This is a genomic window from Pedobacter sp. MC2016-24 (assembly GCF_015223055.1).
GTDB lineage: Bacteria > Bacteroidota > Bacteroidia > Sphingobacteriales > Sphingobacteriaceae > Pedobacter.
The window spans coordinates 15,923-40,189 of sequence record NZ_JADFBX010000012.1 but is presented as its reverse complement, the minus strand read 5'-3'; the positions used below and the strand labels follow the sequence as shown (position 1 = coordinate 40,189).

General features: G+C 42.0%; 20 protein-coding genes. 2 read left to right on the top strand and 18 right to left on the bottom strand.

Translation table 11 applies throughout. The annotated features are described in order from the left end of the window. Nucleotides 1-23: 23 nt before the first annotated feature. The 8 genes from IM797_RS21415 to IM797_RS21380 are packed head-to-tail and all read right to left on the bottom strand — an operon-like array spanning nt 24 to nt 13,067. Entirely contained in the window at nt 24-3,047 is a 3,024-nt protein-coding gene (locus tag IM797_RS21415) for a SusC/RagA family TonB-linked outer membrane protein (protein WP_194129240.1), read from the bottom strand. Nucleotides 3,048-3,078: 31 nt separating this feature from the next. Further along, entirely contained in the window at nt 3,079-3,921 is an 843-nt protein-coding gene (locus IM797_RS21410) for a class I fructose-bisphosphate aldolase (RefSeq protein WP_194129239.1), read from the bottom strand. Nucleotides 3,922-3,959: 38 nt separating this feature from the next. Further along, nucleotides 3,960-5,378: a hypothetical protein gene (locus IM797_RS21405; protein ID WP_194129238.1), complete on the bottom strand. Its 1,419-nt coding sequence runs from the start codon at nt 5,376-5,378 to the stop codon at nt 3,960-3,962. A 13-nt stretch (nt 5,379-5,391) separates the two neighbouring features. Continuing rightward, nucleotides 5,392-6,789, bottom strand: coding sequence for an aspartate aminotransferase family protein (locus tag IM797_RS21400; protein ID WP_194129237.1), 1,398 nt, complete (start codon nt 6,787-6,789; stop codon nt 5,392-5,394). A gap of 17 nt (nt 6,790-6,806) precedes the next feature. After that, on the bottom strand, nt 6,807-7,934 hold the full coding sequence (locus IM797_RS21395) for a carbohydrate kinase family protein (protein WP_194129236.1): 1,128 nt from the start codon (nt 7,932-7,934) through the stop codon (nt 6,807-6,809). Further along, nucleotides 7,931-9,292 (bottom strand): hypothetical protein, encoded by a 1,362-nt coding sequence (locus tag IM797_RS21390; protein ID WP_194129235.1) that lies wholly within the window; start codon nt 9,290-9,292, stop codon nt 7,931-7,933. Before IM797_RS21390 ends, IM797_RS21395 begins: the two co-directional genes overlap by 4 nt. A 32-nt stretch (nt 9,293-9,324) precedes the next feature. Continuing rightward, nucleotides 9,325-10,695: a sugar porter family MFS transporter gene (locus tag IM797_RS21385; protein ID WP_194129234.1), complete on the bottom strand. Its 1,371-nt coding sequence runs from the start codon at nt 10,693-10,695 to the stop codon at nt 9,325-9,327. Nucleotides 10,696-10,739: 44 nt separating this feature from the next. Then, the gene (locus IM797_RS21380) at nt 10,740-13,067 is read right to left on the bottom strand and encodes a hypothetical protein (protein ID WP_194129233.1); all 2,328 of its coding nucleotides are present in this window, start codon (nt 13,065-13,067) and stop codon (nt 10,740-10,742) included. 182 nt (nt 13,068-13,249) lie between these two features. Between IM797_RS21380 and IM797_RS21375 the strand changes: the two genes are divergently transcribed. Continuing rightward, entirely contained in the window at nt 13,250-14,122 is an 873-nt protein-coding gene (locus IM797_RS21375; protein WP_194129232.1) for an AraC family transcriptional regulator, read from the top strand. 12 nt (nt 14,123-14,134) lie between these two features. Here IM797_RS21375 and IM797_RS21370 read toward each other — a convergent pair whose 3' ends face one another. Both IM797_RS21370 and IM797_RS21365 read right to left on the bottom strand, forming a co-directional pair. Next, complete coding sequence (locus IM797_RS21370) at nt 14,135-15,076, bottom strand: 3-hydroxyacyl-CoA dehydrogenase family protein (protein WP_194129231.1); 942 nt, start codon at nt 15,074-15,076, stop codon at nt 14,135-14,137. A gap of 354 nt (nt 15,077-15,430) precedes the next feature. Then, complete coding sequence (locus IM797_RS21365; RefSeq protein ID WP_194129230.1) at nt 15,431-16,033, bottom strand: DUF4113 domain-containing protein; 603 nt, start codon at nt 16,031-16,033, stop codon at nt 15,431-15,433. Nucleotides 16,034-16,413: 380 nt separating this feature from the next. Between IM797_RS21365 and IM797_RS21360 the strand changes: the two genes are divergently transcribed. Beyond that, nucleotides 16,414-17,784, top strand: a complete 1,371-nt coding sequence (locus IM797_RS21360; RefSeq protein WP_194129229.1) for an RNA-binding domain-containing protein — start codon at nt 16,414-16,416, stop codon at nt 17,782-17,784. Nucleotides 17,785-17,970: 186 nt separating this feature from the next. Here IM797_RS21360 and IM797_RS21350 read toward each other — a convergent pair whose 3' ends face one another. The 8 genes from IM797_RS21350 to IM797_RS21315 all read right to left on the bottom strand — a co-directional run bounded on the left by IM797_RS21350 (nt 17,971) and on the right by IM797_RS21315 (nt 24,003). Beyond that, nucleotides 17,971-19,398, bottom strand: coding sequence for a S9 family peptidase (locus tag IM797_RS21350; RefSeq protein WP_194129227.1), 1,428 nt, complete (start codon nt 19,396-19,398; stop codon nt 17,971-17,973). A 58-nt stretch (nt 19,399-19,456) separates the two neighbouring features. Beyond that, nucleotides 19,457-19,726, bottom strand: a complete 270-nt coding sequence (locus IM797_RS28785; protein WP_194129226.1) for a hypothetical protein — start codon at nt 19,724-19,726, stop codon at nt 19,457-19,459. Nucleotides 19,727-19,738: 12 nt separating this feature from the next. Beyond that, complete coding sequence (locus IM797_RS21340; protein WP_228099023.1) at nt 19,739-20,299, bottom strand: peptidoglycan-binding protein; 561 nt, start codon at nt 20,297-20,299, stop codon at nt 19,739-19,741. Then, a complete protein-coding gene (locus IM797_RS21335; RefSeq protein WP_194129225.1) occupies nt 20,218-20,625 on the bottom strand; it encodes a hypothetical protein in 408 nt (135 codons plus the stop codon). Before IM797_RS21335 ends, IM797_RS21340 begins: the two co-directional genes overlap by 82 nt. Nucleotides 20,626-20,713: 88 nt before the next feature. After that, on the bottom strand, nt 20,714-21,364 hold the full coding sequence (locus IM797_RS21330) for a DUF6266 family protein (RefSeq protein ID WP_194129224.1): 651 nt from the start codon (nt 21,362-21,364) through the stop codon (nt 20,714-20,716). Nucleotides 21,365-21,573: 209 nt separating this feature from the next. Continuing rightward, a complete protein-coding gene (locus tag IM797_RS21325; RefSeq protein WP_194129223.1) occupies nt 21,574-22,197 on the bottom strand; it encodes a hypothetical protein in 624 nt (207 codons plus the stop codon). 10 nt (nt 22,198-22,207) lie between these two features. Then, the gene (locus IM797_RS21320) at nt 22,208-23,371 is read right to left on the bottom strand and encodes a hypothetical protein (RefSeq protein ID WP_194129222.1); all 1,164 of its coding nucleotides are present in this window, start codon (nt 23,369-23,371) and stop codon (nt 22,208-22,210) included. Continuing rightward, a complete protein-coding gene (locus IM797_RS21315; protein WP_194129221.1) occupies nt 23,368-24,003 on the bottom strand; it encodes a DUF6266 family protein in 636 nt (211 codons plus the stop codon). The genes IM797_RS21320 and IM797_RS21315 overlap by 4 nt, the downstream gene beginning before the upstream one ends. Nucleotides 24,004-24,267 lie beyond the last annotated feature (264 nt).

Sequence of the window (24,267 nt, the reverse complement as noted above, 5' to 3'; positions counted from 1 at the left end):
TTACAGTAAAAAATTATCCCTGATTAAAAGCCAACATTTAAACTCATACCAAAACTGCGGGTAGCAGGCGGACCAAAAACGTCAATTCCAGAAAACCCGTTGCCAACAGAATAGGCAAGATCAGGATCAAACGGTGCTTTAAGGTACAGATAGGCGAGGTTTCTAGCAACCACCGATACCCTTACATTCTTCACGTAACTGCTGATTATTTTCGATGTAAACAAGTTATAACCAATCGACACTTCTCTGATCCTGGCATTGGTTGCATTGAACATATAACTACTGGTAACCCCATATAGCGCCCTTGGGCTAATTTTGGTAACAGGTTCACCGGTAACGGCATCTATGCCATCAATATCAGATCCTCCGTTAAGTCTCGCGTCTCCGCTAGCTTTGGATACCCCATAAGAATCCAGGGTTTGCTGGGTGAGTGACATCACCTTGCCGCCAATTTTTGCATCGACCAGGAAACTCAATGATAATTTCTTATAGCTGAAGCTGTTGTTCCAACCGATGGTAAACTTCGGGTTTGCGTTACCCAGGAATTCCGGTGCACCAACCTTTTGCATGGGCAGACCACCTGCACCGATCAATATTTTTCCATCTTCATTTTTTTGAAGTGTAGTACCATAAATGTCACCATACGAACCCCCAACTTTCAGAATAGACAGGTAAAAATTAACATCATCCGTTAGCATGAACTCGTCAATACCGTCGGCCAGTTTGATTACCTTATTTCTATTGGCTGCGAAATTGACTGTGGTTGTCCATTTTACCTTTTTTGAAAACTCCGAATCAAAACTCAGCATCGCTTCAATTCCTGAATTCTGAATATCGCCACCATTTACAAAACGTTTGCTGTAGCCGGTACCTGGCGGAACAAATATGGAGAAGAACTGATTGGTTGTATTGGTTTTATAATAGGAAAGGTCAAATTTAAGTTTGTCTTTCAGAAAGCGTAATTCTGTACCCAGCTCCAGCGCTTTTGTCTTTTCAGGTTTCAGATCTGTAAAAGGAGCAGTCGTATTAAAGGTAATTACCCCACCACTGTTCAGCCCGTTTAACGGGTTAGTTACGTATACAGGAACGGAATTGCCCACAATAGCATAGGAACCTCTGAACTTTGCAAAGGTAATGGCAGTAGGTAGTTTGACCAGACTGCTTAAAATAATGTTACCTGCTACAGAAGGATAAAAATAGGATCCGTTTGGCGTAAAGCTCAGGTTGGAAGACCAGTCATTTCTACCGGTCACATCCAGATAGGCCCAATCCTTATAGGAGAAGCTAAGGCTGGTAAATGCCGCTTGAAGCTGTTGCCTCATTTCCGGCATCGTATTGAAACTTCCGGTAGATTGCATGATGTTTTGAATGGTAAATTTGTTGGCTACATACAGTCCTCTTGAAACAAATGATTCGCCACTGAAGCGGGTATCCGTAATACTTGATCCTAAAGTACCATTGAATTTGATTTTCCCAAGTGATTTAACATAAGTCAATATCGCATCTCCATAAAGTTGCGTGGCTGTAACGTTGCTCAGGATGTAATCTCCATTGGGTGAAGCTAAACCTGCAATGGTTCCGGCATAAATTTTGGTTTCACCAACAAAATTGGTACGGTCCATATTTCCACGCATCTGAAAGTGCATGCCGGGCATCACCTCATATTTTGCCGAGGTATTGAACATCGTTCGGTGTCTTTTGTCTGTATTCGTGAACTTGTTGATCAACCAGTATGGGTTAACCTGCAACACGGAAGAATTAAACGGCCAGTTCTGCACATCCAGTTTTCTTTCCGGGTTGTAAACAGACCAGTTCTCTTTATAAGGTGTAAAATCCCGGCCACGTGGAAACAAGTACAATCCGGTCAAAGGATTGGATGTAAGGCCCAATGCTGGTGAATTATCCGTTTGCTGTATAATGAAACTCAGATGGGCATCCAGGCTAAGTCGGCCGTTAAGGAAACTGGCCATTTGCCGCACATCGAAATTGTGCCTCGATAATTTATTGTTGGGGAGTATCCCATTGGCAATGGTATTGGCATAGGTAAAGTAATTGGTTGTTTTTTCAGAACCAGATGAGAACGAAATGTTATTTACCATTGTTTTTCCGGTGCGGAAAAAATCACCTACATTATCCTGTGCTTCTGTGATGGGAGCACCCCAACTGTCTTCCGAGGTAATGGTTGTCGGGCCGAACGAACTTTGTAATTTAGGGGTATAGGCCGCTTTGTCTGCCGTAAAACTCGAAGAAAAATCTATTTTGGATATCCCCGAACGCCCCTTTTTTGTGGTAATCAAAATTACACCATTTGCAGCCTGACTACCATAAAGCGCTGCACCTGCAGGACCTTTTAAAACATTGATGCTTTCAATGTCATCGGGATTGATGTTTGAAATGCCATCTCCCCCATCTCGTCCCGAATAGGTGCTGTTCACTTGCTCCGTAGATAAATTAGCTAACGGAACCCCATCTACGACATACAAGGGCTGGTTACCTCCCGCCGCAGATTTATTTCCCCTGATGACCACTTTAACTGAACCACCCACACCTGATGCACTGCGATTGATTTCTACGCCCGCAATTTTGCCAGAAAGGTTATTCATGAAATTGGTTTCAGGAACCTTTTTCAGTTCATCACCAGAAATTTTCTGGGTGGAATACGTAACGGCTTTGGCATCCTTTTCGATCCCCAGGGCAGATACCACAACCTCGTTGAGTGTTTTATTGGATTCAGCCAGCTTAACGTCTATCGTTGTGCGGTTACCAATGCTGATTTCCTGGGTTTCAAAGCCCGAATAAGAGATGACTAAAGTGCCGTTGGGGGCTGCTTTGATGCTGTATCTACCGGCCGCATCGGCTGCTGTTCCGGTAGTGGTGCCTTTTACCTTGATGCCGGCACCACTAAGTGCCCCACCCTTGTTGTCTGTGACAATTCCTTTGATCACAACCGGTTCCTGAGCAAAACAAAAGAGCGTACTTCCCAGGAAGCCTATCAATAAACAGAGCGCCCTTAGGTTAAAATCGGGTAATTTAAATTTCTTGTGCATAGTGGTTAGTTTTAGTTGATTTGGTTATTGTTTACCCCTGATTCATAGACATCATTTCTATGCTTTCCTCGAATGATTTGTGCTCATGTACCATCCCCATCAGTACCCTGGTGATGCCTGCGGGATCGGCGTGCTGGATGATATTTCTTCCATACACAATCCCCGAAACGCCTTGTTGTATGAGTATTGCAGTACGCTGAAGTATCTCTTCATCTGTGGCTCTTCCTCCACCTCTAACCAACACAGGCGTTTCCCCAGCAATCTCGATGACACGGTGATATTTATTGACATCGTCACAGGGATCGGCCTTAATGATATCAGCACCTAGTTCCACAGCCTGTCTCACCAATGGAAGTATCTTTTTGAGGTCGCCATCTACCTGGTAGCCTCCCTTTTCTGAATTTGGCCTGAAAACGAGTGGTTCAATCATCAAAGGCATTCCATAATGGTCGGCTTCGGTTTTAATTTTAATGATGTTGTCAATGCATTGCGCGGTGACTTCCGGGGCGCCCGGAATGCTAAATAGATTGATGCATATACAGGCTGCATCAGCCCTGACAGCCTGAAGAATCGGCTGATCAATCATTTTACTAAAGGCTGTTGAAGGCAGCTCATTTCCATACACATTGGCCACATCGGTACGCAACACCAGAGCAGGCTTTGTTTTTCCGGGCGTCCTTTGCAGGTATTTAAGTTGTCCCGGCGTAAGTTGAATGGCATCTGGGGCAGCGTCTATGATGATGTTGACCGCTTTTTGCATGTTTTCTATTCCCTGAAGAAAAACATATTCATTAAAAAACCCATGATCAACGGCTACGTCGAAACATCTTCCTGAAATGGGATTGAAAAGTCTGTTTAGTCTGAATTGTTTCATTTTATTTTGATTAGGAACTTGTTAATTCAAGCCTGGTCTTATTCCCACAGCTTGTTTATTTCGTTAATTGTTTCATCAACCAGGAATGCACCTCCATCGTGTCCAACCGGAGTGGCCATCGCGCTGTAGCCACCACCGGCTAAAGCCCTTTCTGTTGGGAGATAATCTGCATAATCACAACTCAATTGCACTACAAATGTCTGCGGGGCCTTACTACGACCTTTTATGGCAAAGCCGTAATCCACAAATAATTCAAAAGGGTTCGAGGCGATGGCAATATCTCCAAGCCTGATGATGTGCAATTCGGCTTTGTAAAAAGATCCCGGCTGATGTTCGAGGTATTGCTTTATGGCGATTTCCTTTTTTCTAATGATGCCATAGTCTGTATTTTTATTATCCCAGGGGCCATAGTCTTTGATCTTTTCATTGGCTTTCATTTCCGTTAAAAACCTATTCCAGGCGGTATCGGGTGAGCTTTTGTCCTCCGGCTCCCTTGAATTGATCTCATTTACGGTTTCCAGAGCAGCTTCATACTCCTTTTTACTGACTGTTCTGAGGGGAATGTTAAGGTCTACAACCCGATGCTTAAATACCGGTGTGGTACAAATGTGCTGCCTTGCTTCCTGATATTTTTCTTCAACTGCTGTTGCCAGTCGTTTACCGATTTCAACCATGCCAGGTACATCCCACATATTGGGTTCTCCGGCACGATAGCCCCGGGGCAGGTCGCGGGGTGAAATATCACCAGCCGCGCCACACTGTGGCAAAAGGTATATGTTTTCTGCAATACGGTCTTTCAGTTGTTTTCTGACTTCGCTCCAGTAATCTGCAGAAACGTAATATTTGGATTCAGTAACCTGGGACGGGCAGGGTACATTCAGCACAATTCCGGTAAGTTGTTTCTCGGCATCCCAACAGAAAAGCATATCTACACTGCTATCCGAAGCACCTTCGATGCCTGTAAAGTCGGCTCGATCTGTTGCACCGTACATTTCAGTAGTACCGTTTGCATATTGTACCCTCCTGTTGTGCCCCACTACCGCATAACCCAGGCTGTGGCTAATACCCGCTGGCTTTCGGGCTTTCCATGCCTCAATTACGGCAATACTTATTTTATCCAGCAGCATCTGGGTATATGCGGTTCCCTCTGCAGGTTCAGGTGCAGAATGTGTATGGGTTGCAAACAGAAATAACTTTTTAACATCAAGTTCTGGTAATAGTGGCGCTACGATTTCCCGGAGTGCATCCTGTAATGCTGTGGTGGAACAAAGCAGATCCATGGATACCATGATGGCTTGTTCCTGATCAGATTCCATGGCACAAACGGTAATCGTAAGTGGGCTTTCCACATAGGTTGAGATTCTTTCGTAATACTGTCCGAATAAAGATGCAGGGCCTGCTGGTGTGATGTCTGCCGTTGCCCAGCCAATTTGTATGTTGTGATTTGTAAGTGTCATGTTTGTTCAATTGTCAATTTGAATAACCAAATTCCTTTTCTACCTCGGCAATAGATTCTTCAATGATATCCAGCCCGAGCATGGCATACTTTTCGTCCATAATCAATGGAGGAGACATGCGTAAAATATGTCCGGCAGGTATCCAGGCCAGACCTTTGCGAAATGCTTTTTGATACACCAGTGTACCGGCCTCTTCAAATGGCTCTTTAGAAATTTTGTCTTTCACCAGCTCAATCCCCAATAAAAACCCTTTCCCTTTAACATCTCCGATAATGGGATGTTCAGCCTTCATTTTTTCCATGCGCTGCATCATTTTTGCGCCAACCACACGCACATTTTCAAGGATATTTTCTTCTTCTATGACCTCTAATGAAGCCAGTGCTGCGGCGCATGCCATGGGGTTACCGCCGTAACTTGAAGAACCGGAAATCTTATCCAGCGCATCGGCATATTCCTCTTTAACTACCAGTGCAGTAACCGGAAATCCATTGCCAAAAGATTTGCCGAAGGTTACAATATCCGGCGTTACATCCCAGTGACTTAGTGTGAGCCATTCGCCCGTTCTGCCCATCCCTGCAAGCACCTCGTCATCAAAAAGCAGCACGCCTTTTTTATCACAAAGTTGTCTCAGTTTAGGAAAGAAATCGTCTGGTGGAAATATCGATCCCGCCCAGCCCTGAACTGGCTCCAATATAAATGCCGCCAGGTTTCCAACAGTAGATTCTTGTATAAACTGTTCGTAAAAACTAATGTACATGTCGGTGTCAATGGTGCCATCTGCTTTTTTCCACAGTGGTCTGTAAGGATCAGGACGGGGAACCATATAAAATCCAGGTGCACGTGTAGGTCCATAGCTATGTACATCACCCCTGATCATCTGACCGCAGCTTACTGCTGCCATAGATTTGCCATGAAAATCTCTAAAACAAGAAATGAATTCATGTTTGTTTTGAATAGCCCTTGCCGCACGGATACCTGCTTCAACAGCGGAAGTACCATCACTGAATAGCTGAATTGAGTTTAATCCGGCAGGTAAAACATCAACCATTTTTTCCAGTAGTTTTTCTTTCACAGGCGTGGTAAAGTCATGGATATTCATGAGTTTTTTTGCCCAATAGGATACGGCTTCTGAAATTTTAGGATGACAGTGGCCCAGGGATGTTACGTAAATACCAGAAGAGAAATCGAGGTAACGGTTACCATCCGAATCTGTGAGTGAGATTCCAGATCCTTCTTCAAAACAAACAGGGAATAGTTTGACCTGAGTACTTAAACCACTGATATACTTTGATGCATTGGCATGCATTTTTCTTGAAACAGGTCCGGGTGTTTCTGTAATCATGTGTGGAATGCCTTTGGCACTTTCTTTCCACCAGTTTTTTGATACGGTATTGAGTTCTGTTGTGATCATATGAATTGGGTTATAAATTAAAATACGGTGATATTGATTTCATTGGTCATGGATTCCCAGCTGTCCAGTTCCTGGTACATGTCGTTACAATAAAGATTGTTCCTTCCAGCAATACATGCATAATGTAAGCTCCGAAAGGCACTTTCGCCTTCAAGAATTGCAGTCAGGAAAGCAGCGGCTGCGGTATCACCTGCACCAGATGCATTTTTGAACCTATCGGGATCTACCGGGTAAGCATCACAGTGCAGCGTGATGTGATTCCAGTTTTCGGTGTCCAGCTGTAAATCACCTTTTTCATTTACAGCCGAAACATCGCCAGTGAAAAGATAAGCACCACGATGGGCCATTTTAAGCAAGAGGATTTTTACCCCCAGGCTGATCATCTGGCTACCTAAGCTTTGTATGGTTTCCAGAGGAATAAAATCTATCATGTCATTTTCATCTGCTGCAGCAGCAATACGGTGATATTCCTCTGGCATCATGATGTTAAGCAGCTCTTCAATACTGGGAACAAAAATGTCTGTAAACGGGAGTACTTTTTTCATAATTGCAGGCCAGTCGCAATGGCTGCCTTCGCTTTGCGGATCTGGTAAACTGAGGTCAAGTGAAGTTACCACACCCAATTGCTGAGCTTCGGAGAACAGACTGTGCAACTGGTTCCCGTTATTGACAAAAAAGTTTTTCAATAATGGCGGATACCCGAAATGAAAAATTTTACTTTGTTGCATGACTTTAAAGTCAATGTCACTCTTGCTGAATATTTCATTGCAGCCCGGCGATTCCAGGAATATCCGGTCTACCCCGGGAGGGGCTATCACGATCCCAAAAGCGGTTGAAGCATGAGGTAACATTTTGATCCCGGTAGCGATTTGATAGCGTTCTAACCAGTCCTGAATAATTCTACCCATAAAATCATTTCCTGTAAGGCCATTGAGGTACACCCGCTTGTTGAATTTTTTGAGGGCAATTCCAGTATTTGCCACCACACCACCCAGGGACAGTTGCAAACCGTCTATTTCTGTGAGTTTACCAGGTTTCAATAAATCATGAAGCGGTACGTTCTGTTGCGTCTTTTTAAAATCAGGGATTAAATCAATTCCTAAATAGCCGGCCACCATTACATCCAGTTCTTTCTCTTTGTTCATACGATTACAGCTATGTTTTTCAGGTAACAGAAATCACTTAAGGTTCGCAGATGATCACCATAGGCAATGATGTAATGCTGTCCGGATATATTTTGTGTAAATTCTTCTACCGGTACATCAAGTTCCACCTCCAGACTTGGTAATTGTGGTGCGGGTTGATCCCAGCCAGCTTCTTCCCAAGCCCTTAAAGTTGCCATGCCGGTGGTCATGTGCATGGTATACCGACCTCCGGTATTTGAAAGTCTGGCCAGTGTAAGCTGACCTATTTTCATGGTAGATATGTTCAGCATTCCGCCACTGATCTGTCCAAATGCTGCTGAAGTTACCTTTATCTTCCCGTCTACAACCTCTTTAGGCACATAATCAGGAACACCAATCAAAACGCTGGTTTCAAAAAATTCATAGAATTCGAGGTATGCTGCGCATTGTCCGGTAAGGTGTTTAACAACAAGTTGCGTAACCGCGCCCATCGCATCATTTTCAGGGATGGTACATAAATTCATTTCATCCGAAAGCAGCATGAAAATAAGTGCCGGAGGGAAACTTAATATTTTTTTCATCCCGTCTACATCCTTTAAGGATACGGCATCAAATCCATTTTCTTCAGCTATTTTTTTGATGGATAAAAAATATCGGATTCCTTTTTTAAGAAAATCACCATCAACAGGTTTCGCAAAATCCCAGTTTCTTTTAATTCCTTCCAGTACTTTTTCGATTTCAGCATCTTCAATTTGCTCGCTGAGCTGAAGCATCTCCAGCATTTCAAAGAAATCTATCTCTGTACCTATAAGCGATTTTAAAGAAATTCCTTCGTACAATGTATTGTATAATTTCATGTCACGATAGCCCATCATGCCTACCCTGGTGTGCTGCATGCTTTTGGCGGCAAATGCGGCCGATGCAAATGCCTTTATTTTATCCAGTGGCGCTGGTTTTCCGATGATGTTGTATACGTATCTGAATTTGTAGCCCAAATCCTCAAATACTTTGCGCAATGCAGTGGTACCTGCCTGTGCAGCTGTAGTTACAATACGTCCGTTGTTCATATCGCCGGCAAGCCCCCATAAAATCATCGGTTTGTCTTTGTATTCGTCAGTGATGGCTATGACCGCATGCGAAGGAATCCAGCCCGCAATACAAACGATCAGCAAATCAAAGTCTGCCGCCTTTAACGTGGTCAAAGCCTTTTTGATATCCGCTCCTTTTTCGTCATCTGTAACGGTGTCTACAATCAACAGGTTCATCCCAAGCGAACCAATTTCCTGAATGGCTTTTGAGGCCATTTCTTCTATTAACGCTTTCGGAGAATTGATCTCCCCGAAGCTGACAAATGCAGCCTTTCTCATTGTTTTATTCATGATCTTTTATTAAGGTCTAATGTTAGTGGTTACTATTTTTTTAAGCTCTGCTTCCAGAAATCGCCGATTTTTTCAAGACTTAATCCTTTGGTTTCCGGCACCATTTTCCAGCTGAATATGGCACAGGCTGTACATACACCAGCAAACAGCAGGTACATACCAGCAGTATTGTTATACTGATGGTGGAACCATTGCGTAAGCATGGGGAATACCTGGGCGATGAGGAAAGAAGAAGCGTATAAAAAGAAACAGACAATGGCCAGTGCCTTACTGCGTATGCGGTTTGGAAATATTTCGGATACAATAACCCAGCTCAATGGAGCAAAACCAAGTGTAAAGGCCCCTGTTCCGATAAGCATCGGAATTAACGTAGCCAAAGGTGGCAGGTTCCAGTAAAGCACCATGGCCATAATCAAGTGCCCAAGTGCCATGCCCGAAACACTACAGATCAGCAATCCGCGCCTGCTAAATTTATTGATCAGGGGAAAGGCAATGAATGTGCAGATGAAAATAAACAGATAAATCGGGATGGAACTCAGAATGGCATTTGAACCAATACTGATCCCAGCTTCCTTTAAAATGGTAGGCGCATACAATAGAATCATATTTACGCCATTGATTTGTGAAAATATCATTAGGACAATGGCTATAAACAGGGCAGTTTTCATTCCCGGCAGGAACAATTCACTGAATTTTCCCGATTCCTCATGCAGTTTGTCCTCAATTTCTTTGAGCTCAATTTCCGCCTTTTCTTTGCCGTTAATCTTGGTCAGAATCTTAAGGGCTTCAGCAATTCTCCCTTTCTCAGCAAGCCAGCGTGGGCTTTCAGGAATCAGCAGCAAACCAATGATCAGAAAAATAACGGGAACTGCCTGAGAAGCAAACATCAACCTCCAATCACCTGAAAAGGAAAGGAAATAACTGACAATAACAGCCAGGTTAATGCCGATTACGTTAGACAACTGGTTTACATTAACCAGGCGCCCACGCATGTGTGCCGGGGACAATTCGGCAATATAAATTGGCGAAGACATCATGGCGAGTCCTATACCAATTCCGCCCCAGAAACGCCAGAAACAAAGTATTTCTATGGAGGAGGCTACAGCACATCCGATTGTTGAAATCATAAAAAATAATGCGGCCAGCATCATTGTTTTACGCCGACCGATCTTATCTGCGAACCATAGTCCGATTAACGGTCCTGTAATTGCGCCCAATACCGCACTACTTACGGCAAAACCTTTCATTGTAGCGCTAAGCTTAAATGCATCTTCGATAAATAATAGGGCACCAGAAATGATCACGAGATCATAGCCGAATAAAAAACCACCTACAGAAGCTACAAGGGTTATCCCATAAATATAAAAGAGGCTTCTTTTCTGATCCTGTTCTGTTTGTTTCATACTTAAATTATATAATTGCTTACGGTTCGGTTGATATAGATTGATTAGTTGACTACCAGGGAAGCTACCGCAGGTATATAGGTCCAGTTCTTTGTGATGCGCAATAAACTTTCGGGGATAGTAGCGCTGCTTCCTTGCATGATTCCCTTCCACAAGCCATTTTCTTTAACCAACGCTATGTCCATCCGTTCTGGAAGTTCAAGTTCAAATGTCCCTGTACTGAATGATTTTAGTCCGCCAAAGGCCAATGCTTCAGGCAGTCCCGATTTGTTAAGCCGGATGCCAGCTATTCCAATCGCATCAATATTTACTTTTTTACCATGAATCTGGATACTCATCTGAATAGGATCACCTGTTACCTCTTTTTCTCCTGAGGCTATAATTACAGTGCCATCAATGAGTTTGACCATGCCATGTGTTTGCGGCATCATAGATGGCGCAAAGGCGCCCATTCCGCGCATGACAGCTGGCGTTTGGATGGGTGTGTTTTTTGCTTTGAGCAGACTGATGATCCGATTGACCGAATTATTTTCATCACCATATTGCATTGATTTTGGAAAGTATTTGCCATCATCTACCTTATTTCCATTAAAATCCATGGTTTGTCTGCCCGTCCTGAACAATGCAGTTTTGGTTGCTGCCGCTGCTTTTCTGAAAAAAGAAGCTACGCTGGAATGGTCATTTTCCGGACCATAGTACAACACCGCGTCGTATTGCTGCGGACCATATTGTATTTTGCCATTAACACCTATTTTTAAAGCGCCATTTACAATTTCACTGCTTGGAATGAGATCAGCATAGTAACCGGATTTCCATAATTGATCGGTAACCTTAACCCCGGCATCGGCGAACCCTTTTTTTGTAGACCAGTTTAATGCAGATGGATGTCCAAATACCACGGCTACGCGACAATCGACAGGCGAAGCGGAGATGTAATTGAGCATTTGGATCCTCGACTCTGCTGTCATGAGCCTCCCTTTAAGTAAATCGATAGAAGAATCGATAATTTTCATTGGTGTTGGGAAAGGTGGGTGATAATTTAGACGACCGCCTCCCAGCACCGCGACCCATAGATCTTTGGAGTAGGTTGCTAATTCTGCACTGTAGAACATGTTATACCATAGCGGACTCTGCCATTTTTTTGTTAATGCAGTGCGCACGCTATACGGGGTGGCCTCATCTGTCTGAGCCAGATCGCGTTTGGCACGCCACCAGCTTAAACCATTTTTAAAAACCTCACTGGAATCTGGATATGGAAACCAGGTGGGATGTGTTGCCGACACTGCAGTGGCTCCAAATGTTTCTTTGATGGCCTGGTAATAATCCGTCTCTATCTCCGCATTGCGAAGAAAATTCATTTCCATGTAGTGATTGATGGCAACGGATCTTTCAGTTTCTTTCCCCTGCTCGCCCCAGGCCATTAAAAGCATGTCTTTGAGCAGGTCATGGCCAGGACGCCTTTTTTGATATACTTTTGCCATGGCGGCAGAATACCACAATTCGTTAGATGGAGGCGCAATCCTTCCGGGAAAGCCCCATTCGTCTTTAGCTGCGCCGGCCAGCTTTGTATCTGCGTATTGATGGAGTATTTCCCGCTGATAGGAAAGCAGGTGTGGTGCAAATACGTCTGGTGTATGTATGGTTACAGCGACCAGAACACAGGCAGTCAGTCTTTTTCCCTGTAGATCAATCGATATTTTTAATTCATGCTGATCGCCGGATGCGGTGCTATTTCCTGTAATGTCTGTCACTGTACCTGATTTAATCAGGCCATTTTCTTTTTCATAAGCATATACACGCAGCAGTTTGCTATTTAAGGGCGCATAAGGATTGCGACCATAGGTATAGTGATCGTCAAAAGCGGGCGACTTTACTGAAATGCCTGTACTTTCGTTTTCTTTAAGCTGAATTTCTTTGAGCAGCAGGATCTCCTGCAGTTCGTCTGGATAAGTGCTTTTAAATTTCTCCCTTGCTAAACGCACATCCAGATCCATAATCAATCCCATACCCTTGCGATGTGAATATTCAGCAGCTTTTTTGATTTGCTGATGTACTGCCGGATCAGTAAGTTCGCCAGGAAAACGAATGCTGGCAGTAATGAGTCCTACATGCGAATGCTTTTCATATAGATCAATAAAGCGTTTGTATCCTTCAGGAGCAAACTCTTCATCCATCCAGAACCAGCATGCTACAGATGGCCAGGCTGTTTTCATCCTATTATTTTCCTGACCAGGTAGCTGTACCTGTGCATAACGGGTATCCTTTATTTCTTTGTGCTGGGCAAGGAGATCTGAGCTGGGCACAAACAGTAGCATATTACCAGCTATCAGCACATTAAGCCATTTACAGGCGGAAGTTTTAAATAATTTCATTAATTATATTTTTTGATGGTTAACCCATGAATGTTCATTAGCTGGATGTTGATTCCATATTTGGTATATCAAAATTATCTTTAAAAAGAGCTTGCAAAAACTACCATATAAACCAATAATGACACTGTATTTGCAAATTAATAGATGAATGTGTAATTTGTAACGCAATAAACACGCATTCCATGCAACCGAAACTTGAAAAGATTTCCTCTAACCTACTTTCTTCTCTTGCTGTAAAAAGAGAAATCACCCCTTATATGGACTATCCTTTGCACTATCATCCGGAATATGAAATTATTCTGGTTGAAAAGAGCAGAGGTATCCGCCTAATGGGAAACCACGTTGGACATTTTAATGATGGCGACCTGGTTTTTATCAGTTCCAATCTTCCCCATGTGTGGAAGAATGATAAGGAATACTATCAGGGCAACAAGGATCTAAACGTTGATGTATTTGTAATTCATTTTAGAGAAGATGCACTTTGCGATGGTTTCTTCAACCTGGCTGAACTTACCCATGTAAAAAAGCTCTTTGCTTTGGGCAAGCAAGGGATTCTGATCAAAGGGAAGGATCATGAGGTTATTGCCAGTTTAATCAGAAAAGTTTATCATACTTCAGGATTTGAACGGTTGATCACATTCCTTCATACGCTTGACGCATTTGCCAATGCTAAAGAATATGAACTGCTATCCAGTCATGCCTACGCTGAGTCGAATAACAATACAGAAACCGAAAGGATCAACTTAGTCATCGATTTTTTAATGCAAAATTATGCGACTGAGGTCAGTCTTGATCAGTTAGCAAGTCTGGCTAGCATGAACAAGTCGTCATTTTGCCGGTATTTTAAATCAAGAACTCATAAAACATGTTCTCAGTTTTTAAATGAGATCAGAATTACACATGCTTGTAAGCTATTGATCAACACCGATATGGCGATATCAAATGTTTGCTACAAAACCGGATACAATAATGTATCACATTTCAACAGACAATTTAAACTGATTACTGGTTCCAGTGCAAAGGCTTATAAAAAAGAATTTCTCAAAAATGTTTAGAATTACACAGGTTTATGCTTGCTGGTCCTGCTTTAGAAATCCGATTAGTGCCAACTCTCTTTTACGATTCATGCTTTCGGTAAATTCGTTGTCCCAGGGATAAAATCCTTGTTTAGTTTTTTGGCCCAGCCTATTTTCAGCCACTAAATTTTTTAATATCTGAGGTGCCTCACTGGCATTTGACAAATCTTTAAATAGATAATCAGAAATGGCTGCAAATACATCTAATCCGCCCATATCAGCCGAAGCCAGGGGGCCCGTAACTGGCAGTCTACGTCCAATGCTATAGGTAACTGCAGCATCTATATCCTCTTTACTGGCTACGCATTGTTCCAAAAGATGTAATGCTTCACGTAAAAGTGCTGCCTGAAGTCGATTTCCAATAAATCCCATGATCTCTTTTTTAACGACTACTGGTTTTTTACGCATTTGCTGTAGTAAATCTATAGATCGTTGTCTGGTAACATCACTGGTATTTGCAGCGCCAACCACTTCTACTAAGGGAACAAGGTGTGCAGGATTCCAGAAATGCAATACAATAAAACGTTCTGAATGAACCAGGCCTTCTGCAATTTGTGAGGGAACTAGTCCTGATGTATTGCTTGCAAAAACAACATCTGCTCCGCAAACGTTCTCCAGCGATTTGAAGAGTTCCTGTTTAAGCTGCAAATTTTCAGGGATAGCTTCTATGATAAAAGAAGTGTTTGATACGGCTTCATTAAGCGTATAGCTTGTGGTGATCCTTTGCATAATTGATGGTATTTCTGCTTGTTTTATAAGCTCCCCATTTACCAAAACATCCAGCTTGGCCATAATCCCTGCCAATCCTGTTGTGGTTTCTTCAGCATTCAGTCCATACATCGTAACTGGCAAACCCGCCCATGCTGCATTAAGTACGATGGAGTGCCCCATAGTACCACAACCTATAACAGTAAGTTTTTCTGATCTTTTCATTTGTATATTTGGTTTAGGACGTAATGATATAAAAAAAAGTCTATTTGATTTTATTTATATCTTCATATAACAACAATTAGCGCAATATGAATCTCTTTTCCAGACTACCATTACAACTTACTTTGTCCGCGCTTTTTAATATACTTATAATAGACAAATCATACCGTTTATAACCCAAACTATCAATCCAACAAAAGCCAGATAACATAAAAAAGAAGCGGTGGATGATCCTCCGACCACTCACCGCTTATCTAAATTAACGCCTTTACTATGGGCATTAATCTTTTATTATCGCCTCGTTGCTGATCCCGATAACTTAGGCCGTGTGTAGGTTCTGTTGGTCTAACGACTAATTTATTTGGCGTTTACAATAATGACATCTTCAATTCTGGTGGTATACCTTCGGGATAGAAATTCCTGACGCATCGCCCATTTTTTTTCGTAACCCATAGTGGCATAACGAATGGTATCCCGGCCATAAGATTTGTTCAGCTGATCCGTTGCCTGAAGGGCCTGCTGTATTTTCTTTCTCTTTGCCATGGCTAGGGGCTCAAAAATGGCGGACTGTATCTGACTGTCCCGCCGTAAGTCTCGTAGCTCTACTCCTACTTTTTGGTAACGGTAGCCCTTAATATAAATTCTACGCAATCCTTTGACCGCCTCCTTAATTAAGGTAGCTGTATCGTTAGTCGGGCTTGTCAACCAGATTACTGTCTCCTTCGCATAACGTTCTGAGGGTTCCACAAACTGGCTGGTTTGCGCAAAGACCATGAGTTTCGCTGCAACAGATTGCTGTCCCCGCATTTTAACAGCGGCATTGGCCACATAACAAGCAATTGCCTCCTCTAGTGGGGCAAGCTCAGTGATCATGCAGTTGAAAGACCTGGCTGTAGAAATTCCTTCCTTATCCGGCCGCTCATATTCCATCAAATTGTTCAGGTATTCAACAATTCCCAAAACGTATTACCTGGAGAAAGAAGTGTTACACTAAAAAATGAGCTGGCTGCAGGGTATAAAATTTATATATCTGATCTTAAAGAGAGTAATATACGATTGGAACAGAAGGTGGCCCAACTTGAAACGGAGCTTAGAAGTGTGGTTGATAAGTTGTAAACATCCTCTCCCGATAACAAGAATAGCCTTGGCAATGCCAAGGCTATTCTTGTTATCGGCTATTTCACAATAAATTTAGAAACGGCACAAATATTTGTAAAATCTTACAATATTTTAGTTTAAAATCACCAATTGTATTTTTAAATTAAATATTTATCTTTTTGGTTATTAAATAAAGTTTATATAGGTTTGCTTGAAATGTAGTTTTTTTAAATGAATTGCGAATGAAAGCACCGCTAAAAGAAGATGCCGTTACAGAATTCAAAAGTAGTTTTACGGAAAAAGCTATTGAAACGCTCGTGGCCTTTGCAAATACAAAAGGAGGTAAGGTCTTAATTGGAATTGATGATCAGGGTACGCCTTTGAAAGGATTTACAATTGGAACGGAAAGTATCCAAACCTGGCTCAACGAGATAAAAAATAAAACACAGCCGAGCATAATTCCAGATGCAGAAATCATAACATATAACGATTCAAATGTAGCGGAGCTGTCCATTAAAGAGTTTCCGATTAAACCAGTATCTTTTAGAGGCAGGTATTTTAAACGCGTAAAAAATTCTAATCACCAACTAAACACCTCGGAGATTAATGACATGTATATGCAATCGTTGCAACTCTCATGGGATTCATATCCCTACAACAAGGCACTTTTTGAGGATTTAAACGTTGATAAAATCCGTTTGTTTATGCGTAAAGTTAACGATGGCGGTCGTTTTGTTTTGCCAGATGATCCCTATGAGGCCTTGACGATTTTGAAAATGGTTAAGGCCGGCGAAGTCACCAATGCAGCAATGATCTTGTTCTCTAAAGAAAATCTCTTTTATAATGTTCACGTAGGCAGGTTTAAAACACCTTCATTCATCATTGACGAGCGAATGATACGCGGAAATCTATTCGATGTGGTTGACGAAACCCTTAAGTTTATCAATTCCCATTTAAAAGTAGCATTTGAAATCACTGGAGTTACCACCCAAAGAACAGAAATATTTGAATACCCCATCGCTGCAATTCGTGAGCTGGTTTTGAATAGCGTTATCCATCGCGATTTTTTAAGCCCATCTGATATACAAATTAAGATATTTGATCAATCAATTACCTTTTACAACCCAGGCAAATTGTATGGAGATATTTCTATTGAAGATTTAAAAAAGGATGCATATACCTCTAAATTGCGGAACAAGCTAATCGCTGAAGCATTTTATCTAACTAAAGATATAGAGAAATATGGAACTGGTTTTTTCAGGGTTCGTAAAGAGATAAAGCAATACCCTACTATGACTTTTAAGTATCAGGAACAAGTTGGCGGTTTTGTTACTGAACTGGCATATAAAGCGCAGAAAACATCAACCCTTATTCCAAGTGACACTGTAAATGACACTGTAAATGGCACTCTAAATGACACTGTAAATAAGGATAGATTAAGCGTGATTTTAGAGGAGATTTTCAAAAATAATCACGTGTCAATTGATGATTTGGCAAAGACAATTGATGTAAGCAGGAGAACCTTGATCCGTGACCTTGATAAATTAAAGGAACAAGGCCGTATTAGTAGAGTTGGATCAGACAAAACAGGATATTGGCAAGTTAGCATATAATTTGTAATACCATTTGATCTTGGAAAAAAGTGGTTTATCCTACTACTCAACAGCACTATGTCAATCCAATATGAAATCATTTGAGGAACTCGTTAATACAGATGACCCAGGCTGGCCCCTGGTGTCAGAATGGATTAAAACAGCTAAAAATAAAATAGAAGTTCTTCCTGCTGAGCCACCCAATTGTTATTTATAGTTTTTCGAAGATGGATGCGAAACTCTTGGTCCATTCTTTTCAATCCATAATTTTAATTCATTAAGTACAATCGGAGAGAATGTCTGATCAATTGTACCATATTCATCAGGTAAACCAGTCACGCTCTCCTGAAAAAGATGGTTTAAATGAGGAATTTCCAAAATATTAAAATTCCGATTTTTAGCAATTGTTAATGCATCCTTTATCGCTTTCAAATTTTCCTTGGGTGGGACTTGCAAATCATTACCACCATTAATTGCTAGTACCGGACATTTAATTTTTTTAAGGGCAATAGAAGGATCAAGCTTAATAAAAGAATAGAGCCATTTGCCTGTTAACTGTTTGACAAAAAAGCTACTGTATTCTTGCATGCTCATCGTGCCCTTCTCAAAAGAAGGAATGTCATTCCAAACCAAAGCCATATACTCGCTTAATTTAGCTTTGGCCACTTCGGAGGTACTGCTTGCTTTAATGATTCGATATGCCCCTTCTATAAAATCCGTCGATTTTCTAATGTCGTTAGCATTTATGGCAACGGCCTCCATCATTTTCCTTTTTTGTAACAATAAAAGTTGGTCACCAGAAAGACCAGAACTGGCAAGCAAAATCACCAAATTTATATCTTTGCTGTTCGCGGCTATTAATGAAGCGATGATGCCACCTTCACTATGTCCAACTAATCCAATTCTGTTTTTATCGACTCCAGCATTTGTCTTTAAATATGCTATTGCAGCAACAACATCCGTGGCAAAATCGTTAGTTGTTGCAGTTAAAAAATTGCCTTCCGATTTGAAGACACCTCTATCATCAAATCGTAAAACTCCAATCCCATTTTGAACTAGATAATCTGCTATTACCAGAAAAGGCTTATGCCCCATTATTTCGCCATCTCTATTTTGTGGCCCGCTGCCGCTAATCAAAATAACTACAGGAAAATTCCCGTTTTTGCTGGGCAAAGAAAGGGTCCCAGCTAAGGTAATCGAATCCTTTTCATTTCTAAAAAACACATCTTGAGAAAAACCTCTATATGGCTTAATTGGCTCTTGTGATCGGCGTTGTTCTAAAAGAGCTCCTCTTGACAAATCCATATCATATGATTTCCCTCCCTGCACAAACTTGCCAATAATTTTATTTCCTTTAAAAATACCTTCGTATAAAATCCCTAAATCCGAAGCATCAAACCTAAGCGTAGAATCTTCAAAGGTCGTCTTTTTTATAGCTATTCCCTTAACGCCTTGTTTAGGGATATCCATTCTAGAAATATAACTTTCGGATTTTTTTTCTATCTGAAATGAAAAGCCCAATTGAAAGCTTTCCGTTTTTATTGTACCATTCCAATCACCAACAATATCTTGTGCGTGAGTAATCGAAATTGAGACAGTTGTTACTAGTAACAAGACCAAAATTATTTTATTCATAGATTTTTTCTTTACTTAACATATTTGTTGCTATCAACGGCGTGATCTTAAATAAGATTCAGTAATTAAAAATGTTAAAATAAAAGTTAGAAAAGTAATTCGTCCATAGAAATCCTCTCCCTGTTCTATCCAAACCAAAACAATAGACATAAGATGAAGCTCGCAAGTCTACCTGACTTAAACTACCGTTATTTTCTCTTTCAAATATAAATAGTTTCTCTTCTCTAGCATTTCTTGTGAAGAATGTCCAACCTTGGGGAAGTATATACGCGATGTTTCCTTTCAGCAATCTACTAATATAAAACGGATTTGGCAAAGTGCTACCCATTAGAGATGAATATTACAACCAATCTGCATAACAACGAATTGTCCTTTTGTGCCTTGTCCGTCTAAAAACCCCGGTACCCTCCCTACTTCCATTTTTTGAGGTATTGCCTTCAACACTTTCAATCCAGTCACCTCTTACCCCAGCAATAATACCACAGTGTGCAATCCGTTTCAACTCTGGAAAATACACACCAAGCACCATTCCAGCCAGCGGATTCTTGGCAAGCCGATTTCCGGGGAATAACGCCGGGCTCCAGGCTGTGCGCGGCTTCGTATACCCCGCCTGCCCAAAAACCCAGGAAACAAACGACGCACACCAAGGTACTTTCTTGAGGCCAACATACGCATTGTATGTATCCACTCGCGCGCCACTATTTTCATGATCTTCCTGAACGCCAATTTCTTTTTCTGCGATAGCGAGAACCTTATTTCTTCCTTCGTTGGGGAAATGGATCCGAGCATGATTGGTATTTTGATGCGAAGCACCATAACTTATAATACTGCGGTCAGCACGCCAACTGCTGCCAATAACAGCGAAGTAAAGCAAAGCCAGAAAAATCCTAATTGTTGCCATGAGGGTAAATTTTTAAATTGTAAAACCATTGATTCAATTGCGGGTAAACCCATACTTGTCCAGAACTGCTGTAAAAGCCACCAGCATAAGCCAGCAACGATCATGAAACTGATCAGACTGATCAGGATCAGTAACCAGATGTTGGGGTCGATGTAGCCGGTTGTCTCATCGGCTCCGCGGATCATGTTGCTAAGCACCGGGCATAATCCAATGAGTAAGGCAAGTACCAGGTAAACAGTATAATTCCTGGATTTACCTTTCGTTGTATCGTATTTGAAGTGATTTCCCTGGCTCACTTCGTCCTTATTTAATTTTAAAATATTCATATTTAGTTTACTTAAGTGATGATTTAATTAGTGATAAGACGCTTAAAAAAGCCGCTTTGACCGGCTAACCAATCAAAGCGGCTTACCATTACACTACCGGCAATAAGCCAACATAAAGACTGTCAGATACCAGGTTCCTTTTCTTCACAGAGCTAAAACTGATGTAGCAATGAACGTCATCCAGACTGAAATCGGCTGGAATAGACATACTATACGATTTCGCAGATCTGGCCACAGCATCCCGAACAGATACAAAGCGGTCTTTAGCCGGATTGTAAATGAGTATGGTTACCAGATCCGTTCCATCAATCAGCTTGTCATCCTGCTCCACATGGTCCCAGCTAAACTTCACCTTGCCCCCGGCAATCGAATCGGCCAACACAGACTGTGCCATCAACAACTTACCTTTGCTAAAAATCAGCTTGGCATAGTTAAAGGTAAAATTTGGACTCAGACCCGTCACTGCAGACTTCAGGTGCAAGCTTACCGCTTCGTTCATCGCGGTCGTAATTTTAGCACCAGCTGCTGCGTAGCCATTATCGATCAAATTGCTGATGCGGCCTAAAAACCCCGTGACCAGGCCAAACTTCAATCGCTGGTCCTTTTGCGCCTGGCTTGGCGCTTTGCCACTGTTGCGAGGTAAGGCACGGATGGTATCCTGACCGCGGTGATAAGCGCCTACTACGCTACCTGTTTTGTTGGCGAATCCACCGAGGATTCCCTGTTTAATAATTCCCATTTTTTTAAGATTTAATTGTTTATCATTTTGTTAACTCGTTGTTTCCAGCGCTTGCTTTGCTAAACTTCCCGGGATAGCTGCTCAGATATCAAGTACAAAAACAACAGGACAAAGGAATGGAAATTATAAACGTCCCGCCAGTGCGTTGGGTGTCACACCCCCCACTACAAAAGCATCAAAATCCCGCTCTAAAGTGACTAGAACCCATATTATTTTTCTTGTAATTTCCATGCTATGTTGAATTCCATAAACTGCCGGGACATTTTTTCAGCCAGTCCACAAAGCAAATCCACCAGTACATCACTCCGGTCCAAAAGATCAAAGGCGCTGGTATGTGTTTCCATATTCCAGAAATCATCATAACAATCCCCTTCCAGATCGACCTCTCCTGTCATGACTAAACAGGCTGCAACTTTAGGGATATAACATATGCTGACGTACAGAAAATCAACATCACATAAAATCTGATCATATTTGACTTGATCCAGTGGCAACAAATAGCTGTAAAACAGATTCTGAGCCAGTTCTACAGCAGCAACATTTGCAAAAGCCTGCTCCTCATTAATCTTGGTTAACCGAATCCAATCGCCCATAACTGCGGCAATCAGATCTCTGGTCTGAACCAAACATTTGACAATAGGCTCTTCAAGATCGTTCAATAAATCGAATTCCTCCGGTTTCAACGCTTCCGGATCCAGCTTACCTTTCCATTCTACAAGTTCATTTTGCAGGGCGAGCCGCATACTCAGTTTAATCAGTTCTGATTGCATCAACGCCATTACTATAAAATTTGCGGCAACCATTGTCGCCCTGTCTTGATTTTGGGTTTTCATTTTTCTAAGTTTAAGTGGTTATAAATTGATCGTTTAATATTTTCAGCATACGCATGAGTACCATGCGTACCGTATTGGCAGTGCTTTGCACCACCTGGTTGTACTTACCTTCCAGACTACGTTCAGAAATTCCTTTCTTGCTGGCACCAGGTGTCTGGAAATGTTTGGCAATAAAGCGAATCAGCTGGCTCCTCGGGCTTCCGTTAACCACCCCAGCAAGGATCAGTAGTCTGAAAAAGTAAGCGAGGGCATCCACGCTTAAAGAAACACAGATTTTGTAGTTTGAAACCGCCGCATCTGATGCAGGATCTGGAGCTGATACAGGCCGCACCTTGGTCAGATATTTGATTTCTGCCTTGATATAACTGAGCATAACCTGCCTGATCCCTTCCTGTCGCGGGCTATAAGCAGCTGTTTTGAGTTGTTGCCAGCCCCGAAACTGCTTTTGGTAGGCATACAACAATTCATACTGCTCCTGCACATCAAAAACCGAGGCAAGAGCATTTGCAATCAAGGTTTTATGGTAGCGAACATGTGTTGCATTGTTCAGGTTATAATACACCAAATGCTCGCGCAAGCGCTCATCCGCTTCTTTTTTTTCCGTAGTTTTGCACAGATTGGTTAACGATTCCTGTAAGCCCTGCACATAGGCCAATCGATAATAAGTGCAACTATCAGCAGTTAAAAAACCGTTCAAACTTCCAATAATCAATTGCTGCAAAGCTTTGTCACTGCTTTTAGCTTTCAAACCAGCTATTAATAAATCCATATGGTTTGACAATTTTTCAACTTCGGCTTTAAAGCCACTTGCCGGCATGGCCAAATCCAGGTTAAAATAATCGGAATATTGCTCCTCAATACCCTGCAAAAGTTCCGTTAAACAAGTCAGCACTGCCTGGTGTAACATCGCCATGCAAGCGGGGATATTCTGATAAGCCTGTAAGGTATCTATCAAAAAAATGGTTTCCCGCTGGATCTGCCGGATGTGCCGGTTTACCAGGTTTGCTTCCAGTGGACTGAATACCAGGATCCCCATCACCTGAAACATCTCCCTGCTAATCTCGGGCAACTCAGTTAACCATTTTTTAATTTCTGCTGGGCTAAGAACTTTAGCAGATGGATTTAAGGTATTGACCACCAAATCCTGAAGTATCGTTGTGGTTGCTGTCTTCATATCCCGCCTACCCTTCCTAAATATACACTGTGGGCGATCCTTTTCCTGTCCAGCGAAGTCACACTGACATACACTTCCAATGCTTTTCCGATAAACCTGGAATCAAATTTAAACAGGCATTGTTCCGAATTTCTCTTCGCACCACCGGTAAAACCGTCTGTTAAAGCCAGTTCAGGACAGTACAAGACCAACATTACCTGATCGTCAAAACCAGTTCTGGGATCGCTACCATTATCCCAGATTAACTGTATCACCTGTTCCCCAACCATTTCCATTTCCAGGTTAAGCAAGCCGGGTAAATTGCCTGCACTGATTACAATTTGTGCGTAATCAACCACTAAATTTGGGTACACGCCAGTTACTGCCCGGTGATACATGATGGAATAGGCTACATTAACGGCAGTTTTCTCAATCGCCAGGTGCTGAAAACCAATACCCACATAAGGATGAAAAGGGACCAGTAACAGGTTCACAAATTTCATTTTTTCCTCGTTTGCCAATTGCGCGGTCGTTCTTTTGCGCTTTTTTTTCTTCTTCTTTGGCGATTCCCGTAAATACGGGATGCCATTCCAGGTTGCCCCAACCACGGGACCCAATTTTCCGGAAATAGGACCGAAAATTCCTTGCTTCATTTTTGCCATTTTACATGGGTTTTAGGTGAACAATATTTAATTTCTTCGCTCAATGCTCAACTTGGCTGGCACAATCACCAGTATAAAACAGGAGTCTTAAAGGAGTATTCAAGGGGCCCATGAGTCCTACCCAACTCCTGTTATACCCTTGTTATGTTCCTGTTATGTTCCTGTTATAGTACCAGCGCTATCGAAGGATTTCCCTACGCTAAGTACAGCCGAATCGAACTATAACCGATTGTGAACCAAATGTATATTGGAAAA

What these genes read in the sequence shown, in the direction of transcription:
- IM797_RS21415 (WP_194129240.1), bottom strand. Translation starts at nt 3,047, where the DNA reads ATGCACAAGAAATTTAAATTACCCGATTTTAACCTAAGGGCGCTCTGT.
- IM797_RS21410 (WP_194129239.1), bottom strand. Translation starts at nt 3,921, where the DNA reads ATGAAACAATTCAGACTAAACAGACTTTTCAATCCCATTTCAGGAAGA.
- IM797_RS21405 (WP_194129238.1), bottom strand. Translation starts at nt 5,378, where the DNA reads ATGACACTTACAAATCACAACATACAAATTGGCTGGGCAACGGCAGAC.
- IM797_RS21400 (WP_194129237.1), bottom strand. Translation starts at nt 6,789, where the DNA reads ATGATCACAACAGAACTCAATACCGTATCAAAAAACTGGTGGAAAGAA.
- IM797_RS21395 (WP_194129236.1), bottom strand. Translation starts at nt 7,934, where the DNA reads ATGAACAAAGAGAAAGAACTGGATGTAATGGTGGCCGGCTATTTAGGA.
- IM797_RS21390 (WP_194129235.1), bottom strand. Translation starts at nt 9,292, where the DNA reads ATGAATAAAACAATGAGAAAGGCTGCATTTGTCAGCTTCGGGGAGATC.
- IM797_RS21385 (WP_194129234.1), bottom strand. Translation starts at nt 10,695, where the DNA reads ATGAAACAAACAGAACAGGATCAGAAAAGAAGCCTCTTTTATATTTAT.
- IM797_RS21380 (WP_194129233.1), bottom strand. Translation starts at nt 13,067, where the DNA reads ATGAAATTATTTAAAACTTCCGCCTGTAAATGGCTTAATGTGCTGATA.
- IM797_RS21375 (WP_194129232.1), top strand. Translation starts at nt 13,250, where the DNA reads ATGCAACCGAAACTTGAAAAGATTTCCTCTAACCTACTTTCTTCTCTT.
- IM797_RS21370 (WP_194129231.1), bottom strand. Translation starts at nt 15,076, where the DNA reads ATGAAAAGATCAGAAAAACTTACTGTTATAGGTTGTGGTACTATGGGG.
- IM797_RS21360 (WP_194129229.1), top strand. Translation starts at nt 16,414, where the DNA reads ATGAAAGCACCGCTAAAAGAAGATGCCGTTACAGAATTCAAAAGTAGT.
- IM797_RS21350 (WP_194129227.1), bottom strand. Translation starts at nt 19,398, where the DNA reads ATGAATAAAATAATTTTGGTCTTGTTACTAGTAACAACTGTCTCAATT.
- IM797_RS28785 (WP_194129226.1), bottom strand. Translation starts at nt 19,726, where the DNA reads ATGGGTAGCACTTTGCCAAATCCGTTTTATATTAGTAGATTGCTGAAA.
- IM797_RS21340 (WP_228099023.1), bottom strand. Translation starts at nt 20,299, where the DNA reads ATGGCAACAATTAGGATTTTTCTGGCTTTGCTTTACTTCGCTGTTATT.
- IM797_RS21335 (WP_194129225.1), bottom strand. Translation starts at nt 20,625, where the DNA reads ATGAATATTTTAAAATTAAATAAGGACGAAGTGAGCCAGGGAAATCAC.
- IM797_RS21330 (WP_194129224.1), bottom strand. Translation starts at nt 21,364, where the DNA reads ATGGGAATTATTAAACAGGGAATCCTCGGTGGATTCGCCAACAAAACA.
- IM797_RS21325 (WP_194129223.1), bottom strand. Translation starts at nt 22,197, where the DNA reads ATGAAAACCCAAAATCAAGACAGGGCGACAATGGTTGCCGCAAATTTT.
- IM797_RS21320 (WP_194129222.1), bottom strand. Translation starts at nt 23,371, where the DNA reads ATGAAGACAGCAACCACAACGATACTTCAGGATTTGGTGGTCAATACC.
- IM797_RS21315 (WP_194129221.1), bottom strand. Translation starts at nt 24,003, where the DNA reads ATGAAGCAAGGAATTTTCGGTCCTATTTCCGGAAAATTGGGTCCCGTG.